This window comes from Achromobacter sp. NFACC18-2, assembly GCF_900108985.1.
GTDB lineage: Bacteria > Pseudomonadota > Gammaproteobacteria > Burkholderiales > Burkholderiaceae_B > Achromobacter.
On record NZ_FNYM01000024.1, the window covers coordinates 59,113 to 80,359 of the forward strand.

Below are 21,247 nucleotides of genomic sequence, written 5' to 3' on the forward strand. Positions count from 1 at the left end.
GCCGGGCGGCTCGCCTTGCCGGCCGCCGTGACGCGCCGGGCCCGGCGGCTCACTCGATCTTGATGTCCGCCTTGCGCGCCACGTCGCGCCACCGCTGCAGGTCCGCCTTCAGTTCCGCGCTGAACTGCGCGGGCGTGTCCAGGACCGGCTCCACGCCGCGCGTGACCAGCGCCTGCCGCGCGTCGGGCGCGCCCATGCCGGTCTTGAGCGCCTCATACAGGCGCTCGGCCAGGGCGGGGTCCAGCTTGGGCGGCGCCAGCACGCCGAACCAGGTCGTGGTCTGGAAGCCGGGCAAGCCGGCTTCCTGCACGGTCGGAATGTCCCGCGCCGTGTCCGAGCGCGCCGGGCCGGTCACCGCAATGGCGCGGAGCTGGCCGCTCTGGATGAGGGGCAGCGACGAGGGCAGGGTGTCGAAGTAGGCATCGACGCGCCCGCCGATGAGGTCCGTGATCACCTGGCTGCTGCCCTTATAGGGCACGTGCTGGAAGTTCGACACCCCTGACGACTGGACGAACAGCGCCGCGGCCATGTGGGTGATGTTGCCCGTGCCTGCCGATCCGTACGGCACGGGCGTGCGGCTGGCCTTGGCGTAGTTCAGGAATTCGCCCAGCGTCCTGGCGGGCAGCTTGGGATTCACGACCAGCACGAGCGGGGTGTAGCCCACCTGCGTGATCGGCGTGAAGTCGCGCAGCGGATCGTAGGGCAGGCGCGATGACAGCGCCGGGCTGATGGATTGCGAGGCCGTGACGCCCAGCAGCAGCGTATAGCCATCTGCCGCGGCCCGCGCGACCTCGGCCGCGGCGATGGTTCCGTTGGCGCCTGCCTTGTTGTCCACGACGACGCTGGCGTGCAGGGATTCGCCCAGCCGCTGCGCGACCTGCCGCGCCACGAAGTCGGCGCCGCCGCCCGGCGGAAAGCCGACGACCAGGCGGATGGGCCGGTCGGGATAGCCAGCGGCGGAGGCGGTGGCGGCGGCGAACAGCAAGCCGGCGATGGCGGCCTTGAACAGGCCGGGCACAACGGGGTTGAGCTTCATCTTCTGTCTCCTCGGTTCTCGCCGGGCTGTCGCGCCCGTTGTCGGTCCGGTCATCGTTCGGGCGTGATTGCGGCGCCTTTACACGCGGGTCATGCCTGCTTGCGCACGGGCGCCCATGCGAAATCGCCCGGCCGGCCGGCGCAGGCGGCGCCGCTGTCGATCAGGGCCTCGCACGCGTCGGGCGTAAGCCCCGCGGCCAGCAGCACATCCCGCGTGTGTTCGCCCAGATCCGGCGGCGGCAGCGTCGCCATGCCGTCGCGGGCGGCATCCCGGCGCGGAAACTCCGGCACGTCGAACGCCAGGTCGCGGTAGCGCACGCTGCGCAGCGTGCCGGGCTGACGCGCCTGCTCGGCGTCCAGCACGCGTTCCAGCGGCAGGACTTCCGTGCTGCCGACGCCCGCCATCCGCAGCCGCGCGGTGGCATCGTCGAACGTCCGCGCGCCGATCGCCTTCCGGACGATTTCCTCGACCCGCTCGCGCGCCTTCTTCCTGTCCTTCAGGGCGGCGAGCGAGGCGTCGGCGGCCTCGGGCAGCGCCATTGCCTGGCAGAACTTCAACCAGTGTGCGTCGGTCAGCATCAGCAGGTACATCCAGCGTTCGTCGGAGGTCAGGTAGGCGCCGTAGCCCGGCATGCTGAATTCGCCATGCGGCTCGCGTTCCGGCCGCCCAAGGAGCTGGGTCTTGAGCTGCACGCCCACCAGGTCGCGCGATGCGACGTGCAAGCCGGTTTCGTACAGGCCGATCTCCACGTGGCCGCCTTCCTTGGCGGCTTCCGGCTGCAGCATGCGGGCGAGGATGCCGATGACGGCATAGGCGCCGGCGAACTGGTCGTGGTAGGACGGCCCCAGCCGGCTGGGGCGGCCATCGATGCGGTTGGCCTCCATGACGCCGGTGGACGCTTCGGCGACGGGGTTGGAAGCCAGGTCGTCCGCCTGCGGCCCGTCCGCGTAGCCGCGGATGTGGCAATAGATGAGACGCGGATTGATCGCCTGGCATTCCGCCTTGGTGAGCCTGAGCTTGCGCGCCGCCTTGGGCGCGAGGTTGTGCACGAATGCGTCGGCCGTCTCCAGCATTTTCAGGAAGGCGGCGTGGCCGTCCGGACGGGCGAGATCCAGGCACACGCTTTTCTTGCCATGGCTGTACGCGATGAAGGTGCCGCTCGGGCCGCCGCGGACGAGGCTGCGGGTGGGATCGCCGCGCGGCGGCTCCACCTTGATCACTTCGGCGCCAAGCTGGGCAAGGATGTGCGAGGCAAAAGGGGCGGCAAGCATGGTGCCCAGTTCAATGACGCGGCGTCCCGCGAGGGGTGGGGAGTGCATGGTGTCTCCTGGCGTTGGTCTTGAAAGAATGCATTCTATATGTTCAAGGTTTGCCCAGCGCAACGCATTTTGCTAGGGAAAGCCCGTATTTTTCGCGGCTTGTAAATATATAGAATGCATTCTTAGTCGCTCAGCAGACGGCGGCAATCGAAGAACAACCAGGAGACACAACGTGCACAGAAGGACTTTTCTTTCCGGTTGTGCGGCGGCAGCCTCGATTTCGCTTCCAGGCTGGGCGCGCGCGCAGTCCGTTTCTCCCGGCATCGATACGGCCAGCAAGACGGTCACGGTCGGCGCCTTCACCCCCATCACGGGCCCGGTGCCGTTCTATGCGATCCTCTCCCGCGCCGCCGACGCCTGCTTCAAATGGATCAACGACACCGACGCGCTGAACGGCTGGAAGATCAAGCTGGTCACGTATGACGACGGCTATGAGCCGGCCCGCAGCGTCGCCGTCACCCGCCGCCTGGTCGAAGAGAACAAGATTTTCGCGCTGGCCGCGCCCGTCGGCACCGCGCAATCCGTGGCGGTGATTCCCTACGCCAAGGAAGTCGGCCTGCCGATGATCGGCCCCATCGGCGGCGCGACGGCGCTTTTTGCGGAACGGCTGGTGTTTCCGCTGCTGCCCGACTACGGCTGGTCCGCGGCCTCGAACCTGGAATACGCCTTCAGCGGCCTGAACGCCGACCGCGTGGCGCTGCTATGGGAAAACGACGAGCTGGGCCGCTCGGCCAAGCGGGGCTTCGACATGCTCATGGCCGCCAACAAAAAGCAGCCCGCCGAGTCCATCCCCTTCGAGGTTCGCAGCACCGATTTCACGCCCCACGTGCGCCGCATCGCCAACGCCAAGGCGGACGTCGTGATCCTGTTCGGCTCCAACGCCAACCTGGCCGCGGCGCTCAAGACCGCGGACCGGCTGGGCTATCAGGGCAAGTGGATGGCGCCGTTCTTCACCGCCGATCCCACCACCTACAAGCTGGCCGGCCCGTTGCTGGACGGCGCGTATTTTTCCTCGTGGCTTATGCCGGTGGACGCGGACGACGCCAACATCAAGGCCTACCGCGACACCGTGGCCAAGCACTATCCCAACGACCCGATCGGCGTCTTCGGCCTGAACGGCTGGAGCAACGCGGCGCTGTTCGCCAAAGGCTTCCAGATGCTGCTGGCCAGCGGCAAGCCGTTGACGCGCGCAAACCTGGTGGATGTCATGGAGACCATGACGAACCAGACCGTCGGGGGTGCGCGCGAGGTGACCTTCAAGCCCGGCGACCACCGGGGCGCGCGCCAGGAAGGGATCATCCAGGCCGTGTCCGGCGGCAGCTTCAAGCTGGTGCGGGACTTCAAGCCCTATCCGGCCGACGTGTTCGATGCCAAGCTGGCCTAGGCCGGCACACAGTAAAGGAGTGCCCGCGTGAGCAATGCATATGAAGAATGGGTCGGCCGCGAAGAAGCGCATACGCAGCGCATCGACGCGGCGGCCGTGGCGGCGATGGCGGCAACGCTGGACCTGGAAGGCGCGCCGCGCGCGGGCGAACCGCTGCCGCCCGGCTGGCAGTGGCTGTTCTTCAACCCGGCCGCGCGCCGCAGCGGGCTGGGCGAAGATGGCCATCCGCGGCGCGGCGGCTTTCTGCCGCCCATCGACCTGCCGCGCCGCATGTGGGCGGGCAGCCGGATCAACTACCTGGCGGACCTGCCCATCGGTGAGCAGGCCACGCGGCGCAGCCGCATCGTGAAGGTCGAGAACAAGGTCGGCAAGCGCGGCGCGTTGTGGTTCGTGACGGTCCGGCACACGACGCAGTGCAACGGAACCGACTGCATCGTCGAGGAACAGGACATCGTCTACCGCGAGGCGCCGCCGCCCGGCGCGGCCGCCGCGACGCCGACGCGGCACGAGGCCGAGGCGCGCTGGGGCCGCGAGGTCCGGCCCGACACGACGCTGTTGTTCCGCTATTCGGCGCTGACCTTCAACGGGCATCGCATCCATTACGACCAGGCCTACGCGCGCAACGAAGAAGGCTATCCGGACCTCGTCGTGCATGGACCCCTGACCGCCACGCTGCTGCAGCAGCTTGCGGTGGAACACGGAGAAGGACGCGGCCTGGCGCGCTTTGATTTTCGCGGCGTCAGTCCCTTGTTCGTATCGCGCGCCTTCCACATAGAAGGCCACACGCAGGAAGACGGCGCGTTCGCGCTGTGGGCGCGCGGGCCGGACGGCGAATTGGCGATGTCCGCCACGGCGGTGCTGCGGTAAGGCGCGGCGCGGCCCGGATAAAAACACTGACAGGAGACAAGAGAAGATGGCACAGCATTTGAGCGGTCCGGCGAATCTTGAAGGCCAGGTTGCGTTCATCACCGGCGGCGCGGGCGCCATGGGGCAGGCGATCGCCAAGGCATTCCGGCAGGCAGGCGCGCGCGTCATTGCGACGGACCGCGTGGCGCCCGAGGAGCTTGGGCAGGCGCTGGGCGGCGGCATCGACTATCGCCGCTACGACGTGACCTCGCGCGCCGAGACCGACCAGGTCATCGACGCGGTCCTGGCCGAATACGGCCGGATCGACATCCTGGTGCTGTGCGCGGGCATCATCGCCCGCACGCCGCTGGGCGACAGCACCGATGACGAATGGGACGCGGTGATGTCCGTCAACGTGCGCGGCGTGGTCAATCCGGCGCGCAAGCTGTTTCCGCTGATGTGCAGTCAGGGCTTCGGCAAGATCCTGGCGGCCGGCTCCATCGCCGCCAAGAACGGGGGCGTGGCGTCGGGACCGGCCTACGTCGCGTCCAAGGCGGCCGTGCACGGCATGATGCGCTGGATCGCCAAGGCCGGCGCGCCGCACGGCGTCTATGCCAACACCCTGGCCCCGGGACCCGTCGAGACGGCGATGTGGGCCAGCGTCACCAGCGGCGGCGCGCCCTCGGCCAACGGCACCGTGCCGCTGGGCCGCTACGGCAACGCCGACGACATCGCGCAGGCGGCACTGTTCCTGTGCTCGCCCGCGTCCAACTGGATCACGGGCACGTCGCTGGACATCAGCGGCGGCATGTGGATGGACTGACGACCGCCGACGCAGACAGGAGCTACGCATGACCGCAGATACCCGACCCGTGATCGGCTTTATCGGCCTGGGCGTGATGGGCGGCCCGATGTGCCGCAACATGGCCGTCAAGCACGCCGGCGACGTCATCGCCTTTGACACGAACCCGCAGGCCCACGCCCTGCTGGAAGGCACCGGCGCGCACCGCGCCGGCTCGGTGGCCGAGGTGGCCGAACGCGCCGACGTGGTGTTCCTGTCGCTGCCCGGCGGCCCGCAGGTGGAAGCGGTGTGCCTGGGCGAGGGCGGCCTGGCCGGCGGCGCGCGCCGTCCCGCCGTGATCGTCGACCTCAGCACCACCACGGTGGCGTCGGCCCGCGCGACGGCGCAGCGCCTTGCCGACCTGGGTGTCGCATTCGCCGACGCGCCCGTCGCCCGCACCCGCGAAGCGGCGCAGCGCGGCGAACTGAGCATCATGGTGGGCGCGGACGAGGCGCTGTATGCGCGCATCGAGCCGCTGCTGCGCTACATCGGTTCGGACGTGACGCGCTGCGGCGAGACGGGCTGCGGTCAGGTGGTCAAGCTCATCAACAATGCGCTGGTGTTCGAGAACACCGTGGCGCTGGCCGAGATGATGGTGCTGGGCGAGCGCGCCGGCGTGCAGCCGGCGGTGCTGCTGGATGCGGTGTCCAAAGGGTCGGGCGACAGCTTCGTGCTGCGCAACCACGGGCGCCGGGCGATGCTGCCGCGGGAGTTTCCCGAAAAATCCTTTCCGCCCGAATACGCGCTCAAGGATCTGGGCTACGTGCTGGAGCTTGCCGGGCAGACGGGACTGACGGCGCGCGTCACGGAACTGGCCCAACGGTATTACGAGGCGACGGCCAGCGGCGGATGGAGCGGCCGCTACTTCCCGTCGGTGATCGAAATCATCGATCGCGGCGACGGCGCCGGCGTGGCGTCGGCGCAGCAGGAGTCCGGCCATGGATGATTTCATCGGACTCATCTGGGCGGGCGTGGTCAGCGGCTGCCTCTACGCCATGGGCGCGATCGGCATCGTGCTGATCTACAAGAGCTCGAATGTCGTGAACTTCGCGCACGGCAACCTGGCGGGCCTGGCGGCGTTCCTGGTGTTCGGCTTCACGGCCGGCCTGTTCGCGAACCTGGCCTGGGGCGCGGCCGTGGTGCTTACGCTGGCGGTCATGGTCGCGGTAATGGCGGTCAGCTACTTCCTGATCGCGCCGCTGGTCTTCAAGTCGGACCTGACCAGCACCATCGCCACCCTTGGCGTGGGCCTGATCGCGCAGGGGGCGACGCAATTGCTCTTCGGCTCGAACGTGGTGTCGCTGGACCTGCCGCTGCCCGCGTGGCGCGGCCAGATTGGTCCGATCCGCATCACCGCCTATGACCTCGCGGTGCTGGGCGCGACCGCTGTCGCCATCGGGCTGCTGTACCTGCTGATCGAACGCACCCGCATCGGCATTGCGTTCCGCGCGGTGTCGGCCAATCCCTACGCCAGCCGCGTGTGCGGGCTGAACCTGCGCCGGGTGCATCTGTTTTCGTGGATCACGGCCGGCGTGCTGGGGCTGATCGCGTCGCTGCTGATCGTCCCGACGACGTTCCTGTCCTCGACCAGCGTGTCTTCCTTCATGCTCCAGGCGTTTGCCGCGGCCGTCGTGGGCGGCTTCAACAGCCTGCCGGGCGCGGTGCTGGGCGGCATCCTGATCGGCGCCATGATGAACCTGCTGTCGTTCTATGTCTCGGCCGAGTTCAACAACACCTATCTGCTGCTGACGATCCTGCTGGTGCTCAATGTGTTCCCGAAGGGCGTTCTGGCAATCCGGGGAGGCGCCCGTGTCTAGCGTGATCATGTCATCCAACCGCCTGGCGGCGGACGCAAAGCCGGCCGCGGTCGCCGCGGCGCCGCGGCGCCTGATGGCGGGCGCGGGCGTGGCCGGCGTGGTGGTCCTGGCGCTGCTGCCCCTGGTGGCGGGCGGCTACTGGACCTACACCCTGGGCCTGTGCTTTGCCAACGCCATTGCCATCATTTCGGTGAGCTTTCTGGTGCGCTACGGCGGCGAGGTTTCGATCGGCCATGGCGTGTTCGTCGCGGCCGGCGCGTATACCGTCGCCCTGATGGAAAAATACCTGGGCGTGTCGCTGCTGGCCAGCCTGCCGCTGGCGGCGGTCTCGGGCGCCTTCCTGGGGCTGCTCTTCGCCTATCCCTCGCGCTATCTGTCGGGCATCTATCTGGCCGTCGCCACGATGGCGCTGGCGCTGGCCCTGCCCGAGGTGCTGCTGCATTTCTCGTCGGTGTCGGGCGGCTACGAAGGGTTGTACGTCAAGCTGGACGCGCTGCCCGGCATCGCCAAGGAAACGCAGCGCTATTACCTGCCGCTGGCCGGGCTGGTCGCCGTCGCGCTGCTGCTGCGCCACTTCCGCCGCTCGCGCCAGGCGATGGCGCTGCTGCTGATCCGCGCGTCGCCGCACGCGGCCGAATCGTTCGGCGTGCGCCGCAGCTGGGCGCGCCTGTCGTGCATGGCCCTGAGCGGCGCCATCGCGGCCATCGCCGGCGCCCTGCTGTCGTTCAGCTCGTCGACCGTGTCGCCCAACAGCTTTACGTTGTGGACCTCGATCTTCCTGTTGGTGGGCTCGGTGGTCAGCCTGTATTCGATGTCGATCCTGGGCAGCCTGCTGGGCGGCCTGTTCCTGACGCTCATGCCCCTGCTGCTGGCCGGCGCGGGCGACTGGGTGCCCATCCTGTACGGCACGGCGCTGCTGGCCGTGGTGCTGGGCGTCAACGCGCTGCCCGCCAAGCTGCGCGCCCGTCTGCACGGAGGCAATCCATGAGCGCGCAAGCCACGCTGGACCGCGATCCGCTGGTGGTCGAAGACCTGTCGCTGTCGTTCGGCGGCATCCAGGTGCTGCAACACATTGCCCTGCACCTGAAGGCGGGCGAGATCACCGGGCTGATCGGACCGAACGGAGCGGGCAAGACCAGCTTTTTCAATTGCCTGACCGGCCTGTACTCGCCGCAGCACGGCAGCATCCGGCTGGGCAGCCAGCGCCTGGAGGGCGTGCCGCCCACCGGCCGCGCGGCGCTGGGCTTCTCCCGCAGCTTCCAGCACGTGGCGCTGTGCCCGGAGCTGACCATGGCCGAGAACGTCATGATCGGCCTGGACCGGCAGTCGTCGGCCGGCTGGCTGGACGCCTTCCTGCCCTTGCCCGGCGGCCGCGCCGAGCGCAGCCGCAACCGTGAGCGCGCGCTGGCGGCGCTGGACCGGCTGGGCGTGCTGCACGTGGCCGACGACTATCCCGCGCAGCTTCCGCCGGGCGTGCTGCGCCTGGCGGAGATCGCGCGCGCCATCGCCGGCGATCCGCGGGTGCTGCTGCTGGACGAGCCCGCGGCCGGCCTGAATTCCATCGAAACGGGCGACCTGTCCAGCGCCCTGAAGCGCCTGCGCGCGCCCGGACTGGTGCTGGTGGTGGTGGAACACGACATGGACCTGATCATGGACGTCTGCGACGCCATCCACGTGCTGAACGTGGGGCGGCTGCTGGCCTCGGGCAGCCCCGGGCAGGTGCGGAGCAATCCCGACGTCGTGCGGGTCTATCTGGGAGACGAGGATGCATGACGGAGCATCGACGCTGCTGGCGGTGGAAGGATTGACGGTGCGGTACGGCGCCGGGCCGGTCGTGCACGGCATCGGGCTGTCGGTAGGCGCGGCGTCTGTCGCCGCGCTGCTGGGCGCAAACGGGGCGGGCAAGTCCAGCACCTTGCGGGCCATCGCCGGGCTTGAGCCCGCGCAGGGCCGGGTCCTGCTCGATGGGCAGGACATCACTGGCCTGTCGGCGGCGCAGCGCTTTCGGCGCGGCATCGTGTACGTGCCGGAAGGGCGTGCCATCGTCACGGACCTGACGGTGGGCGAGAACCTCATCCTGGGCTCTTACTTCGTCGATGCGCGCACGCGGGCGCGGCGGGAACAGATGGTGATGGACTTCTTTCCCGAGATCGCGGGGCGGCGCAACGCGCCGGCCGGCCTGCTCAGCGGCGGCGAGCAACAAATGCTGGCGATCGGCCGCGGCCTGATGTCCGGCCCGCGCCTGCTCCTGCTGGACGAGCCCTCGCTGGGACTGGCGCCCCTGCTGGTGGCGCGCGTGTATGAGCGCCTGGCCGCCATCCAGCGGGAACAGAAGCTCGCGGCCCTGCTGGTGGAGCAGAGCTTTCACGTCGCGGCGCGGCTGGCCGAGCGGGCCTGGGTGCTGCGGCACGGCCATATCGTGGGCGAATTGGACGAGCAGGCGCTGCGCAGCCGCGAAGGACGCCAGCGCGCGATCGACGCCTATCTGGGCGCGCGAGGGCAGGCCAGCCCGTCCGCCACGTCCGCCACCCACGCATGAAAGGAACCGAGATGGAACATCTGAAGCTGCAAGGCGAGGTCCTGGCGAGCGGACTGGAATTCCCGGAGGGGCCCGTGGCCATGCCGGACGGCAGCGTGCTGGTGGTGGAGATCGCCGCGGGACGCCTGACTCGCGTGCTGCCCGATGGCGAGCTGCGCAAGGTGGCCGAGCTGGGCGGCGGGCCGAACGGCGCGGCCTTGGGGCCGGACGGGCACGTCTACGTCTGCAACAACGGCGGGTTCAGCTGGCGCACCGACAACGGCTTCACGCGGCCGACCGGCCCGGCGGCCGACTACGCGGGCGGCAGCATCCAGCGCGTGGACGTGGCGACCGGCGCCGTGCAGACGCTTTACACGCACTGCGACGGCGTGGCGCTGCACGGCCCCAACGACATCGTCTTCGATGCGCACGGCGGCTTCTGGTTCACCGATTTCGGCAAGACCTTTGAAGACCGCATCCTGCGCGGCGCGGTGTATTACGCCCGCGCCGACGGCAGCCACATCCGCCGCGCGGCGCATCCCGTGCTGACGCCCAACGGCGTCGGCCTGTCGCCGGACGGGCGCGTGCTCTACGTGGCGGAGACCGAGACGAGCCGGCTGTGGTTATACCCGGTCCTGGAGGGCGAGCGCGGACAGCTGGGCGCCGAGCCCTGGCCGTCGCCCAACGGCGGGCGGCTGGTGCATGGCCTGCCGGGCTTCCAACGCTTCGATTCGCTGGCGCTGGAAGCGGGCGGCAACATCTGCGTCGCCACGCTCGTGCGCGGCGGCATCAGCGTGTTCTCGCCGGGTGGCGAGCTGCTGGAGTTCCACGAGGCGCCCGAAGGTTATTGCACCAATATCTGCTTCGGGGGCGCCGACCGGCGCACCGCCTACATCACCCTGTCGGGGCACGGCCAGCTTTTCGCCGCGCGCTGGCCTCGCGCCGGACTGGCGCTCAACGGGGGAGGCTCCCAATGAACCTTCACGCAAAGGACGCATCGATGAAGCGCTCGAAGAACCCCGCCCGCCGGTCGGCCATCGCAGCCATGTTGGGCACGGCGGCCCTGTGGGTCCTGCCCCAGGCCGCCGTCGCGCAGGCGTGGCCCGACAAACCCATCCGCGTCATCGTGCCTTACGCGGCCGGACAGGGCGCCGACGTACTGGCGCGTCTGGTGTTCCAGGAAATCGGCAAACGCCTGAACCAGCCCATCGTCATCGAGAACCGGGCGGGGGCGGGCGGCAACATCGGCTCGGCCGCGGCGGCGCGCGCCCCGGCGGACGGCTACACCTTTCTCTTTGGCACCAACGCCACCAACGCGGCCAACGAATTCCTCTACGCCAACCCCGGCTACGACGCCGCGAAGGATTTCGTGGGCGTGGCCATGATCGGCCTGCTGCCGATGGTGATCGCCACGTCGGACGCGGATCTGCCCGCCAACAGCGTACCGGCGCTGATCGAGCGGGCCCGCGCCAAGCCCAATGCGTTGAACGTGGGCCTGCCCAGCACCACCGCGCAGGTCGTCTTCGCCGAGTTCGTGAAGTCCGCGCAGGCGCCGCTCTTCGCCGTCAAGTACAAGGCGTCCGGCCAGTCGCTGACGGACACGATGGGAGGGCAGATTCCGCTGGCGATCGACACCGTCACCGCGGCCCGTCCGCACCTGGCGAGCGGCAAGCTGCGCGCGGTGGCGATCACCTCGCTCAAGGCGAGCGACATGCTGCCGGGCGTCAAGTCCGTGGCCGAGCAGGGCGTGCAGGGGTTCGACGTGGTGGCCTGGGATGCGCTCTTCGCGCCACGCGGCACGCCGGCCCATATCGTCCAGGAACTTGGCGGCCACATCCGGCATGTGCTCGAACAGCCGGACATGCGCCGCCGGATGCTGGATATCGGCGTCGAACCGCTGGTGATGCCGCCCGCGCAACTGGATGCCTTCGTCAAGGACGAACGCCAGAAGTGGGGCGACATCATCAAGGCCGCCGGGATCCGCATCGAATAACCGCCACGCAAAGCGCCACCGCGCGCCCCTTTTTTTGATTACTTGAAGAATGCATTCTGCATTCCGTTGATAGCAAGGAGCATCAAAGTGAGCAATGTCATGAGTCTTCCCCAAGCCGATGTCGGAAACGCGCCCGCCGAAGGCCGCATCACCGACGAGGCCGTCGCCGCCGCCCGCGCGATGATCGGCCTGCACCTGCGGCCCGAAGGGCCCTACCTGCAGGACGCCACGGCGGACACCCTGCGCAACTGGTGCAACGGCATCGGCGACCTGAATCCGCTGTACCGCGATACCGGCTACGCCGCGGGCACGCGCTACGGCACCTTGCTGGGCCATCCCATGTTCCCCATGGCGTTCGGCTGGCTGGGCCGCACCCGCTGGGGCCTGCCCGGCGTGCACGGCTTCTACGCCGGCAATGATTGGGAGCTGTTCCGTCACGTCCGTCCCGGCGACCGCATCACCGCCATCGAACGCGTGGTGGGCGTCGAGGAAAAAGAGAGCAAATTCTCGGGCCGCCTGGTGCTGCAGTACGTGGAGGCCAGCTACTACAACCAGCGCGGCGAACTGGTCGCCCGCGCGCTGGGCACGTGCACCCGCCACGAGCGCAAGGCCGCGCGTGAAACCGGCAAGTACAAAGAGATCGTCCAGCACGAATACGCCGACGAGGAACGCGACCGCATCGACCAGATGGTGCTGGACGAGCCCAAGAACATCCGCGGCGCCAATGTGCGCTACTGGGAAGACGTGCAGGAGGGCGAGGAACTGCCGACGATCGCGCGCGGTCCGCTGTCGCTGATGGACACGATGGGATTCCTGGTGGGCTGCGGGCGCGGGCATACGCATGGCGTCGTGCTGCAGGCGGCCGTCAAGCATCCGGGCCACTTCTTCCGCAACCCCGAAGCGGGCGGCGGCGTGGAATACACCGGCATCGGCCATCACCGCGAGTCCGTGGCCAAGGAAGTCGGCGTGCCCGGCACCTATGACTACGGCCCGCAGCGTTCGTCGTGGATGTGCTCGCTGGTGACCAACTGGATGGGCGACGCCGGCGTCATCAAGCGCGTGCGCACCGAAATGCGCCGCTTCAACATCATGGGCGACACGACCTTCTGCAAGGGCAAGGTGGTCCGCAAGTACGTGAAGGACAAGACCGGCCTGGTGGACATCGAGCTGGCGGCGGAGAACCAGCGCGGCGAACTGACCACGCCGGGGATCGCCACCGTGGCCCTGCCGTCGCGCGACGTGCGGTTGCCGGCCTTCCTGGACGGTTCGGGCGTCGACCTCGAACTACCGGTGACGCGCTGATCCGGCCCGCGGCCGCAACCTTTCGAGGCAGCCCCTTATGCAGTCCAACGAAACGCCACACACCGCCACCTTGCCGTTGTCCGGATGCCGCGTCCTGGAGCGTTCGAACACGGTGGCGGCCGCCTATGCCGGACGGATGCTTGCCGCCCTGGGCGCGCGGGTCGTGATGCTGGAGCCGCCCGGCGGTTCGCGCCTGCGGCAGGCGCCGCCGCTGACAGACGACGGCGAGAGCGCGCTCTTCGCGTACCTCGCGGTGGGCAAGCGCAGCCTGCAGGCCGACCTCGCGTCGCCCGCCGGCCGCGACCTGCTCGACCGCGAACTGGCGCGCGCCGACATCCTGATCGACGACACGCCGGTGCGCGACCGGGAAACGCTGGGCCTCGTCCCGGGCGACATAGGCCGGCGCTTTCCCGGCCTGGTCCACGTCAGCGTCCTGCCGTTCGGCGCCGAGGGGCCCAAGGCCGATTGGGACGGCGAGGAAGTCAATCTGCTGCACGCGGGCGGCGAAGGGTTTCTGCTGCCCAACGGCCTGTCCAACGAACTGTTCCCCGACCGGCCGCCCCTGAAGATCTACGGCCACTTCGGCGGCTACCAGGGCGGGGCGATGGCGGCGTTTTGCGCGCTGTCGGCATGGTGGGCCGTGCCGGCGAGCGGCGGGCAGTATGTGGACGTGTCGGTGCAGGACGCCGTGCTGTCCGTGGGCGCCTTCGCCTTGCAGCGGCTGGGCGACGGGTCGCTGGAGCACCGGACCAGCCGGCGCTTTCGCTACGGCGGCGTGTTCGAGGCGCAGGACGGGTTCATCGAACTGCTCACGCTGGAGGACCGGCAATGGTCGTCGCTCGTCGACCTGCTGGGCAATCCGGAATGGGCGGCCGATCCCGGGCTGCGCGATCCGCTCGAGCGCAGCCGGCGCGGCGACGAGATCAACGCCCACGTCCGCGCGTGGATGGCGCGCCATCCGGTCGACGACATCGTGCGGCGCGCGCAGGAGCTGGGTGTGCCCGCGGCCAAGTACCGCCTGCCCGCCGAAGTGGTGGCCGGCGAGCAGGAGGCCGCGCGGGGCCTCTTCGCGCCGGCGGTGCTGGCCAACGGGCGTGACGCCCACATCCTGGTCGCGCCGTTTCAGTTCCGTTGCACGCCCTTGCCCAGGAAGGGACGCGTCCCGCCCTTGGGCGACATGGCGCAGGAGACATCCGCATGAGCCCATCCGATACCTTCTCCGGCAACCCGCCCCGTGCGCCGCGGGCGCCGCTGGCCGGCGTGCGCATCGCCGATTTCACGATCCACGCGGCCGGCCCGTTCTGCACGCATCTGCTGTCGCAACTGGGCGCCGAGTGCATCAAGATCGAAAGCCTGACGCGGCCCGACGCATTCCGCAAGCCGCACGCCGTCTATGGCCGCATGTCCGCGGCCACGTTCGACCAGGTGTCGGCCAACAAGCTGTCCGTGCGCCTGAACCTGAAGCAGCCCGAGGCCGTGGCGCTCGCCAAGCGGATCGTGGCGCTGTCCGACGTGGCGGCGGAAAGCTTTCGCCCCGGCGTCATGAAGCGACTGGGGCTGTGCTTTGACGCGCTGCGCGAGGTCAAGCCGGATCTCGTGCTGCTGTCCCTGTCGTCCTGCGGCCAGAGCGGCCCGGACTCGCACTTTGCCGGTTATGCGCCGCTGTTCGGCGCATGGGGCGGGCTGGGATGGATGAGCGGCTATAGCGACGGCCCTCCCGTGGAGATGCGGCACGTGATGGACCACGCGGCCGGCGTGCACGCCGCGCTGGCCACGGTGGCGGCGCTGAACCAGCGCCGGCGCACGGGCCAGGCCCAGCACGTGGACCTGGCGGCGCGCGAGGTCGCTTCGGCCATGATCGGCGATGCGCTGGTCCTGGCCAGCCTGGGCATCACCCCCGAGCGGCCGGGCAATGCCGACCTGGCGATGTCCCCGCACGGCGTCTATCCCACCGCGCAGCCGGACCGCTGGCTGACGCTGGTCGTGCGCGACGATGCGCAGTGGCGCACGCTGGCGCGCATGCTGGGTCACGAGGACGACGCCGCGCGCCATCCCGACGCCGCGTCGCGTCTGGCGCATCGCGACGAGATCGACGCCATGGTCACGCAATGGCTTGCGTCGCGCGACGCCGATGCCACGGCCGACGCGTTGCAGCAGGCGGGCCTGTGCGCGCACGTGTCATGGACCATGCAGGACATCGCTTCGGACCCGCATCTGCAGGCCCGCGGCGCCGTCACGCCGGTCGAGGCGCCCGGCATTCCCGCCCGCCTGGCGGTGGGCGCGCCGGCCCGCTTCAGCAAGTCGGACGAGATCGGAATCCGCCGCTTGACGCCCGCCTTGGGCCAGGACGAGGATTATGTATTCGGCGAACTCCTGGGGCTGGACTCGGCCCAGCGCGCGGACCTGCAGGCGCGCGAGATCATCCTGTAGGCCCTGCCGACCCAGCCCGCATCCCCAACCATTTGAACCACAACCCTGAGGAAAGCCCGATGAAAGACGCCATCTATCTGGTGCTGGACATGGAGAACGACCTGGTCCACGCCGACGGACCCAATGGCCGCGCCGGCTACGGCGAACAGGTGCGCACCCGCGGCATCGTCGAACATACGCGGCGCGCCGTGGACAAGGCGCGCGCCGCCGGCCTGCCCATCGGCTTCGTGCGCGTGGGCTTTTCGCTCGATTACCGCGAATGCCCGCCCAACTCGCCGATCTTCTCGGGCGCGCGCAAGAACGGCATCTTCAAGCTGGGCGAGTGGGGCACCGAAGTGCATCCCGACCTGGGCCGCCAGCCGCAGGACTTCGACATCGTCAAGCACCGCGTCAGTCCGTTCTACAGCACCAGCCTCGAATCCATCCTGCGCGCCCACGGCATCAAGCGAATCTATTGCTCCGGCATCTCCACCAACGCCGTCGTGCAGGCCACGGTGCGCGAGGGCCACGACCGCGACTACGAAATGATCGTCCTGGAAGACTGCTGCTGCGGCCTGACCGCCGAAGAGCACGACAACGCGATCAAGAGCCTGCAGCGCTTCTGCCGGATCGTCAGCTCCCACGACGTCGTCTTCGAGTGAGGACCTTGTGAACCGACCCAGCCGCAGCCTGCTGTTCGTTCCGGGCGACCGCCCCGAGCGCTACGACCGCGCCGTCGCCAGCGGCGCGCACGAGGTCATCCTGGACCTGGAAGACGCCGTCGCGCCCGCCGCCAAGGACGCGGCCCGCGCCGAGGCGGCCAAATGGCTGGCGAACGGCGGCCAGGCCTGTGTGCGGATCAATCCCCCGGACACCCCTTGGCACGAGGATGACCTGGCGGCGCTGCGCGCCTTGCCCCGGGCCGCCGTGATGCTGCCCAAGGCCAATGCGGGGACACTCGCGCAGGCGCTGGCCGCCTTGCCCGGCCAGCGCATCATTGCGCTGCTCGAAACCGTGGACGGCTACATGGACCTGCCGGCGCTCGCCCGCCTGCCGGGCCTTGCGCGCATCGCCTTCGGCAGCGTCGACTTCGCCATGGACAGCGGTATCGCGGACCAGGACGATGCGATGACGCCCGTGCGCACGGCCATCGCGTTGGCATCCCGCCATGCCGGCCTGCCCGCGCCCATCGACGGCGTCAGCCTGGAATTCAACGATCCGGACACGATGCGGGCGGACGCGGTCCGATCCCGGTGCCTGGGCTTTGGCGGCAAACTGTGCATCCACCCGCGGCAGGTGGCGCAGGTCAACGCCGCCTGGCTGCCCACCGAGGCCGAGCAGTCCTGGGCGCGGCGCGTCCTGGAGGCGTTCGAGGCGAGCGGCGGCGCCGCCACCGCCGTCGACGGCAAGATGATCGACAAGCCGGTGGTCGAGCAGGCGCGGGGCATCGTCGCGCAAGCCGGGAGTGCGGCCATGGCTTAACGGTTAGAATCGGGCCCATATGGGCTTTGCGGCCTGCAAGCAGGTTCATCCGGTTCGTCCGGGCCACTCAGGCTTAATCGATGGAATACCGTACAAAAGAGGAACAGGTCGCTGACTATCTGCGCGAGCGCATCATCTCGGGCGTGTTTCCCCGAGGCTCGCGCCTGAAGCAAGCCGAAATCGCCGAGCAATTGCGCCTGAGCATCACGCCCGTGCGCGAGGCTCTCAAGCTGCTCGAGGCCGAGGGCTATATCAGCGGGGATTCGTACCGGGGAGCGCGCGTCGTCCCCTTCGATGCGGGGGCGTCCGCCGAGATCCTGCAACTGCGGCTGCTGCTCGAATCGCAGCTCGTGCGCGCCGCGATCGAACGCATCACCACCCAGGACATCGCCGAGCTGCGCGTGCTGGCCGAGGATTTCGCCAAGTCCTTCGCCAGCGGCGACCGCGCCACCGCTCGCGGCATCAACTACCGCTTCCATCGCCAGCTTTATGACATCGCCCAATTGCCCCAGACCCTGCATTTCGTGCAGATCCTGTGGGCGCGCTATCCGTTCGACCTGATCAATTCGGCCTCGGGCCGCGGCGACGACGCCGTGCGCGAACACGAGGAGATCCTGCAGGCCTTTGCCTCCGGCGACGCGTCGGCGGCCATGCTGGCCATGCGCAAGCACATCGAGTCTGGCTGGAAGGTGCTGAAGTCGCTGAGCGACGCCGCCCCGGCGGAGTAAGAACCGCCCAGGGTGATGACTTTTGTCAACAACCCTCCCCGGAACTGCGCCAACATGATCGGGCGGACCCACCTCGCGATTTGACCGCGGGTCCTGCCACGGGGAGGCATCATGGGCGTTCGTATCGGTGCAATAGGGCTTCTTCTTATGGTCCTGGCCGTCCTGCACGGGGGCGTGGCCGCCGCGCAGCCGGTGGATCTGATGGCGCCGATTTCTCCGGCCGCGCTCGAACGCGTGAATCAGGACGCCGAAGCCACCCTGCTGCGGCTGTACCGCCAGTCACCAAAAGCCCAGGCGCTGATCGCCCGGTCTTTCGGGGTGCTGGTGGTGTCCGCCATGCAGGCCGAGGCAGACGCCCCGGGCGTCGCCCAGGGGCGGGGCGTGTTGATCGACGCCGTGGGGGCGCGCAGCTATTACAACGTCGTCGCCAGCCTGGCCTCGTCGGTGCTCGGGCTCAGGGGCAAGGCCCTGATACTGGTCTTTTCGGACTACGAATCCATGCGCGCGTTCCAGTCCCTGCCGGGCTGGGTTGAGGGTGTCAACGGCGCCATCCAGATCCTGGACGACACGCACCTGGCCAGCCGCCGCGAGCCGGTCATTGAACCCATCGCTGCCTTCATCCTTTCCGATACCGGCCTGGTGCGCGGCCTCTCGCTCAAGGGAAGCCTGTTCATCCGGGTGCCGATGTACCTGTGCGCCGAGCACGCGCAGCCTTCCCCGCCGGAAGCCGCCAAGCCCTGATCGCGGGGCCCCCGGCCTCGCTGGAAACTTGACTTCGGTCAAGTTGCCGCCGGCATCGCGTACTACGCTGAAAGCGCACCGCCGTTCAACTGCCGGAGTCCACCATGACCGCCACGATGAAAGCTGCCGTCTTTGCAGGTCCGGGCCGCATCGAGATCAGGGAAAAACCCATTCCCGCGGTGGGGCCGAACGACGCGCTGATCAAAATCACCACCACCACCATCTGCGGCACCGACATTCACATCCTCAAAGGTGAATACCCGGTCGCACCCGGTCTGACCGTCGGCCATGAACCGGTCGGCATCATCGAGAAGCTGGGAAGCGCCGTCACCGGCTATGAAGAAGGACAGCGCGTGATCGCCGGCGCCATCTGCCCGAACTTCAATTCCTACGCGGCGCAGGACGGCGCGCCATCCCAGGATGGCAGCTACCTGATGGCCAGCGGCCTGTGCGGATGTCATGGATACCGGGCCACCGCCGGATGGCGGTTTGGCAACATCATCGATGGCGCCCAGGCCGAGTATCTGCTGGTGCCCGATGCGCAGGCCAATCTGGCGCCGGTGCCGGACGCCCTGACCGACGAACAGGTGCTGATGTGCCCGGACATCATGTCGACCGGCTTCAAGGGCGCCGAGAATGCCAACATCCGCATCGGCGACACGGTCGCGGTGTTCGCGCAAGGCCCGATCGGACTGTGCGCGACAGCAGGCGCCCGGCTGCTGGGAGCCACCACCGTCATTGGCGTGGACGGCAACGCGCAGCGCCTGGCCATGGCGCGCAACTGGGGCGCCGATGTGGTCCTGAACTTCCACGAATGCGATGTGGTGGAAGAAATCCTGCGGTTGACGGGCGGCAAAGGGGTGGATTCGGCGATTGAAGCCCTGGGGCAGCAGACCACCTTCGAATCCGCGCTGCGCGTGTTGAAGCCAGGCGGGACGCTATCGAGCCTGGGCGTGTATTCCAGCGATCTGACGATCCCCGTGTCGGCGTTCGCGGCGGGCCTCGGCGACCACCGGATAAACACCGCGCTTTGCCCTGGTGGCAAGGAGCGCATGCGGCGCCTCATGAACGTCCTGGAATCCGGCCGGCTGGATTTGAGGAAGATGGTCACACACCATTTCAGCCTGGACCAGATCACCGACGCCTACGATCTGTTCGGCAATCAGCGCGACAACGTGCTGAAGGTGGCCGTTCGTCCGGCCTAGCCGCGCGGCAAGGCGCCGCGGCCGGGACGTGCCCGGGATTCAAGCGCCGTCGCCATCGGCCGCATCGGCCACCAAATCCGCGCTGCACACGTCGAGCAACGTGTGCAGCGCGGGCGGACACGTTCCACCCCCAATCTTTCGTTGAACGCTCTCGGCGCGGATTTCCAGGCGCGATGGCATTCGGCGCGCTTGGACTTGCCGGCCGCGGTCGCTTCGACCAGACGGGTTCGCGCATCTGGCCTCGCGTCGACGATAAGCAGCCGCTGCACCCCAGCGGTTGGAGATTGCGCGTCAACGTCGAGGCGTCCATATGCCTATGCCGCGACAGATCGCCGGGCCGAGTGGAACCGCGCCTGATGACGTGCGATAACGAGCGTACTGCATGTTCTTCAGCCCGCCTTGTCCAAATGTTCGTCGTAATGCCGTGTCGACAATGCGGTCGAGGCCGCCACGATTCAAGGGCAGACGGACAAACTTGGCGCTGTTCTTTTGGAAGGGAGAGCCAGCGCGAAACTCGGAGCGGATCAGGGCGACGCCACGTCGCGGCCAGGAGCGCGGATCGCGTTTTCGAATAATTTTTAGGTCAAATAATCCACCTTTAACGGACACTTTCCGCCGCTGACCGACTCGTGCAGAGGACTGCCCGCTTTCGCTGCGCGGGCGGAGGCTTGTTTTCTGCCTGCACGGTCACTGAGGAAACAACATGCTCCGTTTATCCGATCTGCGATTCACGTTCTCGCCGGCCGCCACCGGCGTGGACTTCGACGTCATCGAGTTCACGCTGGATGAAGCGCTGTCCGAGACCTTTCTCTTGCGCGTGGAGTTGTCCAGCTTCGATGCGGCCGTGGACTTTGGCGTGCTGCTGGACCAGCCCGCGCTCTTCACGATCTGGCGCGGGGATGCGCCTGTGCGCCACGTTCACGGCATCGTCACGGGCTTTGAACAAGGCGACACCGGTTTCCGGCGCACCCGCTACCGCGCCGTGATGGAACCTGCGCTGGCGCGCGCGTCGCTGTGCTCCGACTGGCGCATCTTCCAGCAGCAGTCGGTGCCGGAGATCCTGGATCAGGTCATCAAGTCCCACGGCATTACGAATTACGAACAGGTCACGACCCACGAACACCTGCCGCGCGAGTATTGCGTGCAGGCGGGCGACACGGACCTGCAGTTCCTCGACCGGCTCGCGGCCGAAGAAGGATTCTTCTACCGCTTCGAACACACCGACAAGGGCCACCGCCTGATCCACGGTGATCGGATCTACGTGCACGGCGCGATCGATGGCGGCCCGGTCGTCTACAACCCCACGCCCGGCGGCGATCAACCCGAACCGGCCCTGCGCCGCTTCACCTACGCCGAACACGTGCGCACCGCGCGCCAGACGCAACGCGACTACACCTACACCCACCCACAATACGACCAAGAGCATTCAGCGTTGGCGCGCGAACTGGACCACCAGGACGCCCGCTACGAACGCTACGACTACCCCGGCCGCTACAAGCGCGACGAAGCCGGCAAGCCCTTCACCCACAGCCGCCTCCTCGGCCTGCGGCGCGACGCCCGCATGGCCCGCGTCGAAGGCGACGACGCGCGCCTCGTGCCCGGCGTGGCGTTCGACCTGACCGGCCA

At 68.5% G+C, this 21,247-nt stretch carries 21 protein-coding genes; 19 read left to right on the forward strand and 2 right to left on the reverse strand.

The features are described from left to right. Positions 1 to 49 precede the first annotated feature (49 nt). Both BMW75_RS27185 and BMW75_RS27190 read right to left on the reverse strand, forming a co-directional pair. Positions 50 to 1,036 carry a Bug family tripartite tricarboxylate transporter substrate binding protein gene (locus BMW75_RS27185; protein WP_076515406.1) on the reverse strand — a complete coding sequence of 329 codons (987 nt, stop codon included), beginning with the start codon at positions 1,034 to 1,036 and terminating at the stop codon, positions 50 to 52. An 89-nt stretch (positions 1,037 to 1,125) separates the two neighbouring features. Beyond that, entirely contained in the window at positions 1,126 to 2,355 is a 1,230-nt protein-coding gene (locus BMW75_RS27190) for a CaiB/BaiF CoA transferase family protein (protein WP_092582636.1), read from the reverse strand. Between the two features lie 172 nt (positions 2,356 to 2,527). On the opposite strand from BMW75_RS27190, the gene BMW75_RS27195 reads away from it, so the two are divergent. The 19 genes from BMW75_RS27195 to BMW75_RS27285 all read left to right on the forward strand — a co-directional run. After that, positions 2,528 to 3,739 carry an ABC transporter substrate-binding protein gene (locus BMW75_RS27195; protein ID WP_092582637.1) on the forward strand — a complete coding sequence of 404 codons (1,212 nt, stop codon included), beginning with the start codon at positions 2,528 to 2,530 and terminating at the stop codon, positions 3,737 to 3,739. Positions 3,740 to 3,766: 27 nt separating this feature from the next. After that, a complete protein-coding gene (locus BMW75_RS27200; protein ID WP_092582638.1) occupies positions 3,767 to 4,606 on the forward strand; it encodes an HTD2 family dehydratase in 840 nt (279 codons plus the stop codon). A 46-nt stretch (positions 4,607 to 4,652) separates the two neighbouring features. Then, positions 4,653 to 5,408 (forward strand): SDR family NAD(P)-dependent oxidoreductase, encoded by a 756-nt coding sequence (locus tag BMW75_RS27205; protein ID WP_092582639.1) that lies wholly within the window; start codon positions 4,653 to 4,655, stop codon positions 5,406 to 5,408. 28 nt (positions 5,409 to 5,436) lie between these two features. Continuing rightward, complete coding sequence (locus tag BMW75_RS27210) at positions 5,437 to 6,372, forward strand: NAD(P)-dependent oxidoreductase (protein ID WP_175493282.1); 936 nt, start codon at positions 5,437 to 5,439, stop codon at positions 6,370 to 6,372. Next, positions 6,365 to 7,243: a branched-chain amino acid ABC transporter permease gene (locus BMW75_RS27215; RefSeq protein WP_092582640.1), complete on the forward strand. Its 879-nt coding sequence runs from the start codon at positions 6,365 to 6,367 to the stop codon at positions 7,241 to 7,243. Before BMW75_RS27210 ends, BMW75_RS27215 begins: the two co-directional genes overlap by 8 nt. Further along, positions 7,236 to 8,231 carry a branched-chain amino acid ABC transporter permease gene (locus BMW75_RS27220; RefSeq protein WP_254792140.1) on the forward strand — a complete coding sequence of 332 codons (996 nt, stop codon included), beginning with the start codon at positions 7,236 to 7,238 and terminating at the stop codon, positions 8,229 to 8,231. Before BMW75_RS27215 ends, BMW75_RS27220 begins: the two co-directional genes overlap by 8 nt. Then, positions 8,228 to 9,016 carry an ABC transporter ATP-binding protein gene (locus BMW75_RS27225; RefSeq protein WP_092582642.1) on the forward strand — a complete coding sequence of 263 codons (789 nt, stop codon included), beginning with the start codon at positions 8,228 to 8,230 and terminating at the stop codon, positions 9,014 to 9,016. Before BMW75_RS27220 ends, BMW75_RS27225 begins: the two co-directional genes overlap by 4 nt. Next, positions 9,009 to 9,782 (forward strand): ABC transporter ATP-binding protein, encoded by a 774-nt coding sequence (locus BMW75_RS27230; protein ID WP_092582643.1) that lies wholly within the window; start codon positions 9,009 to 9,011, stop codon positions 9,780 to 9,782. Before BMW75_RS27225 ends, BMW75_RS27230 begins: the two co-directional genes overlap by 8 nt. Before the next feature lie 11 nt (positions 9,783 to 9,793). Beyond that, on the forward strand, positions 9,794 to 10,738 hold the full coding sequence (locus BMW75_RS27235; protein ID WP_092582644.1) for an SMP-30/gluconolactonase/LRE family protein: 945 nt from the start codon (positions 9,794 to 9,796) through the stop codon (positions 10,736 to 10,738). Next, a complete protein-coding gene (locus BMW75_RS27240; RefSeq protein ID WP_254792141.1) occupies positions 10,735 to 11,754 on the forward strand; it encodes a Bug family tripartite tricarboxylate transporter substrate binding protein in 1,020 nt (339 codons plus the stop codon). Before BMW75_RS27235 ends, BMW75_RS27240 begins: the two co-directional genes overlap by 4 nt. Before the next feature lie 99 nt (positions 11,755 to 11,853). Next, positions 11,854 to 13,056: an FAS1-like dehydratase domain-containing protein gene (locus tag BMW75_RS27245; protein ID WP_092582646.1), complete on the forward strand. Its 1,203-nt coding sequence runs from the start codon at positions 11,854 to 11,856 to the stop codon at positions 13,054 to 13,056. A 37-nt stretch (positions 13,057 to 13,093) separates the two neighbouring features. Then, positions 13,094 to 14,257, forward strand: coding sequence for a CaiB/BaiF CoA transferase family protein (locus BMW75_RS27250; RefSeq protein WP_092582647.1), 1,164 nt, complete (start codon positions 13,094 to 13,096; stop codon positions 14,255 to 14,257). Then, entirely contained in the window at positions 14,254 to 15,486 is a 1,233-nt protein-coding gene (locus tag BMW75_RS27255) for a CaiB/BaiF CoA transferase family protein (RefSeq protein ID WP_092582648.1), read from the forward strand. Before BMW75_RS27250 ends, BMW75_RS27255 begins: the two co-directional genes overlap by 4 nt. A gap of 59 nt (positions 15,487 to 15,545) precedes the next feature. Then, complete coding sequence (locus tag BMW75_RS27260; RefSeq protein WP_092582649.1) at positions 15,546 to 16,127, forward strand: cysteine hydrolase family protein; 582 nt, start codon at positions 15,546 to 15,548, stop codon at positions 16,125 to 16,127. A gap of 7 nt (positions 16,128 to 16,134) precedes the next feature. Further along, complete coding sequence (locus BMW75_RS27265) at positions 16,135 to 16,947, forward strand: HpcH/HpaI aldolase/citrate lyase family protein (RefSeq protein ID WP_175493283.1); 813 nt, start codon at positions 16,135 to 16,137, stop codon at positions 16,945 to 16,947. An 80-nt stretch (positions 16,948 to 17,027) separates the two neighbouring features. Beyond that, positions 17,028 to 17,675 carry a GntR family transcriptional regulator gene (locus BMW75_RS27270; protein ID WP_092582650.1) on the forward strand — a complete coding sequence of 216 codons (648 nt, stop codon included), beginning with the start codon at positions 17,028 to 17,030 and terminating at the stop codon, positions 17,673 to 17,675. A 147-nt stretch (positions 17,676 to 17,822) separates the two neighbouring features. Next, on the forward strand, positions 17,823 to 18,416 hold the full coding sequence (locus BMW75_RS27275; protein ID WP_254792142.1) for a lipid-binding SYLF domain-containing protein: 594 nt from the start codon (positions 17,823 to 17,825) through the stop codon (positions 18,414 to 18,416). Positions 18,417 to 18,520: 104 nt separating this feature from the next. Then, on the forward strand, positions 18,521 to 19,621 hold the full coding sequence (locus tag BMW75_RS27280) for an NAD(P)-dependent alcohol dehydrogenase (protein WP_076515370.1): 1,101 nt from the start codon (positions 18,521 to 18,523) through the stop codon (positions 19,619 to 19,621). 703 nt (positions 19,622 to 20,324) lie between these two features. Further along, a partial coding sequence (locus BMW75_RS27285; RefSeq protein WP_139208605.1) for a type VI secretion system Vgr family protein occupies positions 20,325 to 21,247 on the forward strand: 923 nt, incomplete at its 3' end.

Bases quoted from the DNA above. Each gene is read 5' to 3' on its own strand.
- BMW75_RS27210 (WP_175493282.1), top strand. From the start codon at position 5,437: ATGACCGCAGATACCCGACCCGTGATCGGCTTTATCGGCCTGGGCGTG.
- BMW75_RS27280 (WP_076515370.1), top strand. From the start codon at position 18,521: ATGACCGCCACGATGAAAGCTGCCGTCTTTGCAGGTCCGGGCCGCATC.
- BMW75_RS27190 (WP_092582636.1), bottom strand. From the start codon at position 2,355: ATGCACTCCCCACCCCTCGCGGGACGCCGCGTCATTGAACTGGGCACC.
- BMW75_RS27255 (WP_092582648.1), top strand. From the start codon at position 14,254: ATGAGCCCATCCGATACCTTCTCCGGCAACCCGCCCCGTGCGCCGCGG.
- BMW75_RS27205 (WP_092582639.1), top strand. From the start codon at position 4,653: ATGGCACAGCATTTGAGCGGTCCGGCGAATCTTGAAGGCCAGGTTGCG.
- BMW75_RS27275 (WP_254792142.1), top strand. From the start codon at position 17,823: ATGGTCCTGGCCGTCCTGCACGGGGGCGTGGCCGCCGCGCAGCCGGTG.
- BMW75_RS27225 (WP_092582642.1), top strand. From the start codon at position 8,228: ATGAGCGCGCAAGCCACGCTGGACCGCGATCCGCTGGTGGTCGAAGAC.
- BMW75_RS27270 (WP_092582650.1), top strand. From the start codon at position 17,028: ATGGAATACCGTACAAAAGAGGAACAGGTCGCTGACTATCTGCGCGAG.
- BMW75_RS27260 (WP_092582649.1), top strand. From the start codon at position 15,546: ATGAAAGACGCCATCTATCTGGTGCTGGACATGGAGAACGACCTGGTC.
- BMW75_RS27230 (WP_092582643.1), top strand. From the start codon at position 9,009: ATGCATGACGGAGCATCGACGCTGCTGGCGGTGGAAGGATTGACGGTG.
- BMW75_RS27245 (WP_092582646.1), top strand. From the start codon at position 11,854: ATGAGTCTTCCCCAAGCCGATGTCGGAAACGCGCCCGCCGAAGGCCGC.
- BMW75_RS27235 (WP_092582644.1), top strand. From the start codon at position 9,794: ATGGAACATCTGAAGCTGCAAGGCGAGGTCCTGGCGAGCGGACTGGAA.
- BMW75_RS27240 (WP_254792141.1), top strand. From the start codon at position 10,735: ATGAACCTTCACGCAAAGGACGCATCGATGAAGCGCTCGAAGAACCCC.
- BMW75_RS27250 (WP_092582647.1), top strand. From the start codon at position 13,094: ATGCAGTCCAACGAAACGCCACACACCGCCACCTTGCCGTTGTCCGGA.
- BMW75_RS27185 (WP_076515406.1), bottom strand. From the start codon at position 1,036: ATGAAGCTCAACCCCGTTGTGCCCGGCCTGTTCAAGGCCGCCATCGCC.
- BMW75_RS27215 (WP_092582640.1), top strand. From the start codon at position 6,365: ATGGATGATTTCATCGGACTCATCTGGGCGGGCGTGGTCAGCGGCTGC.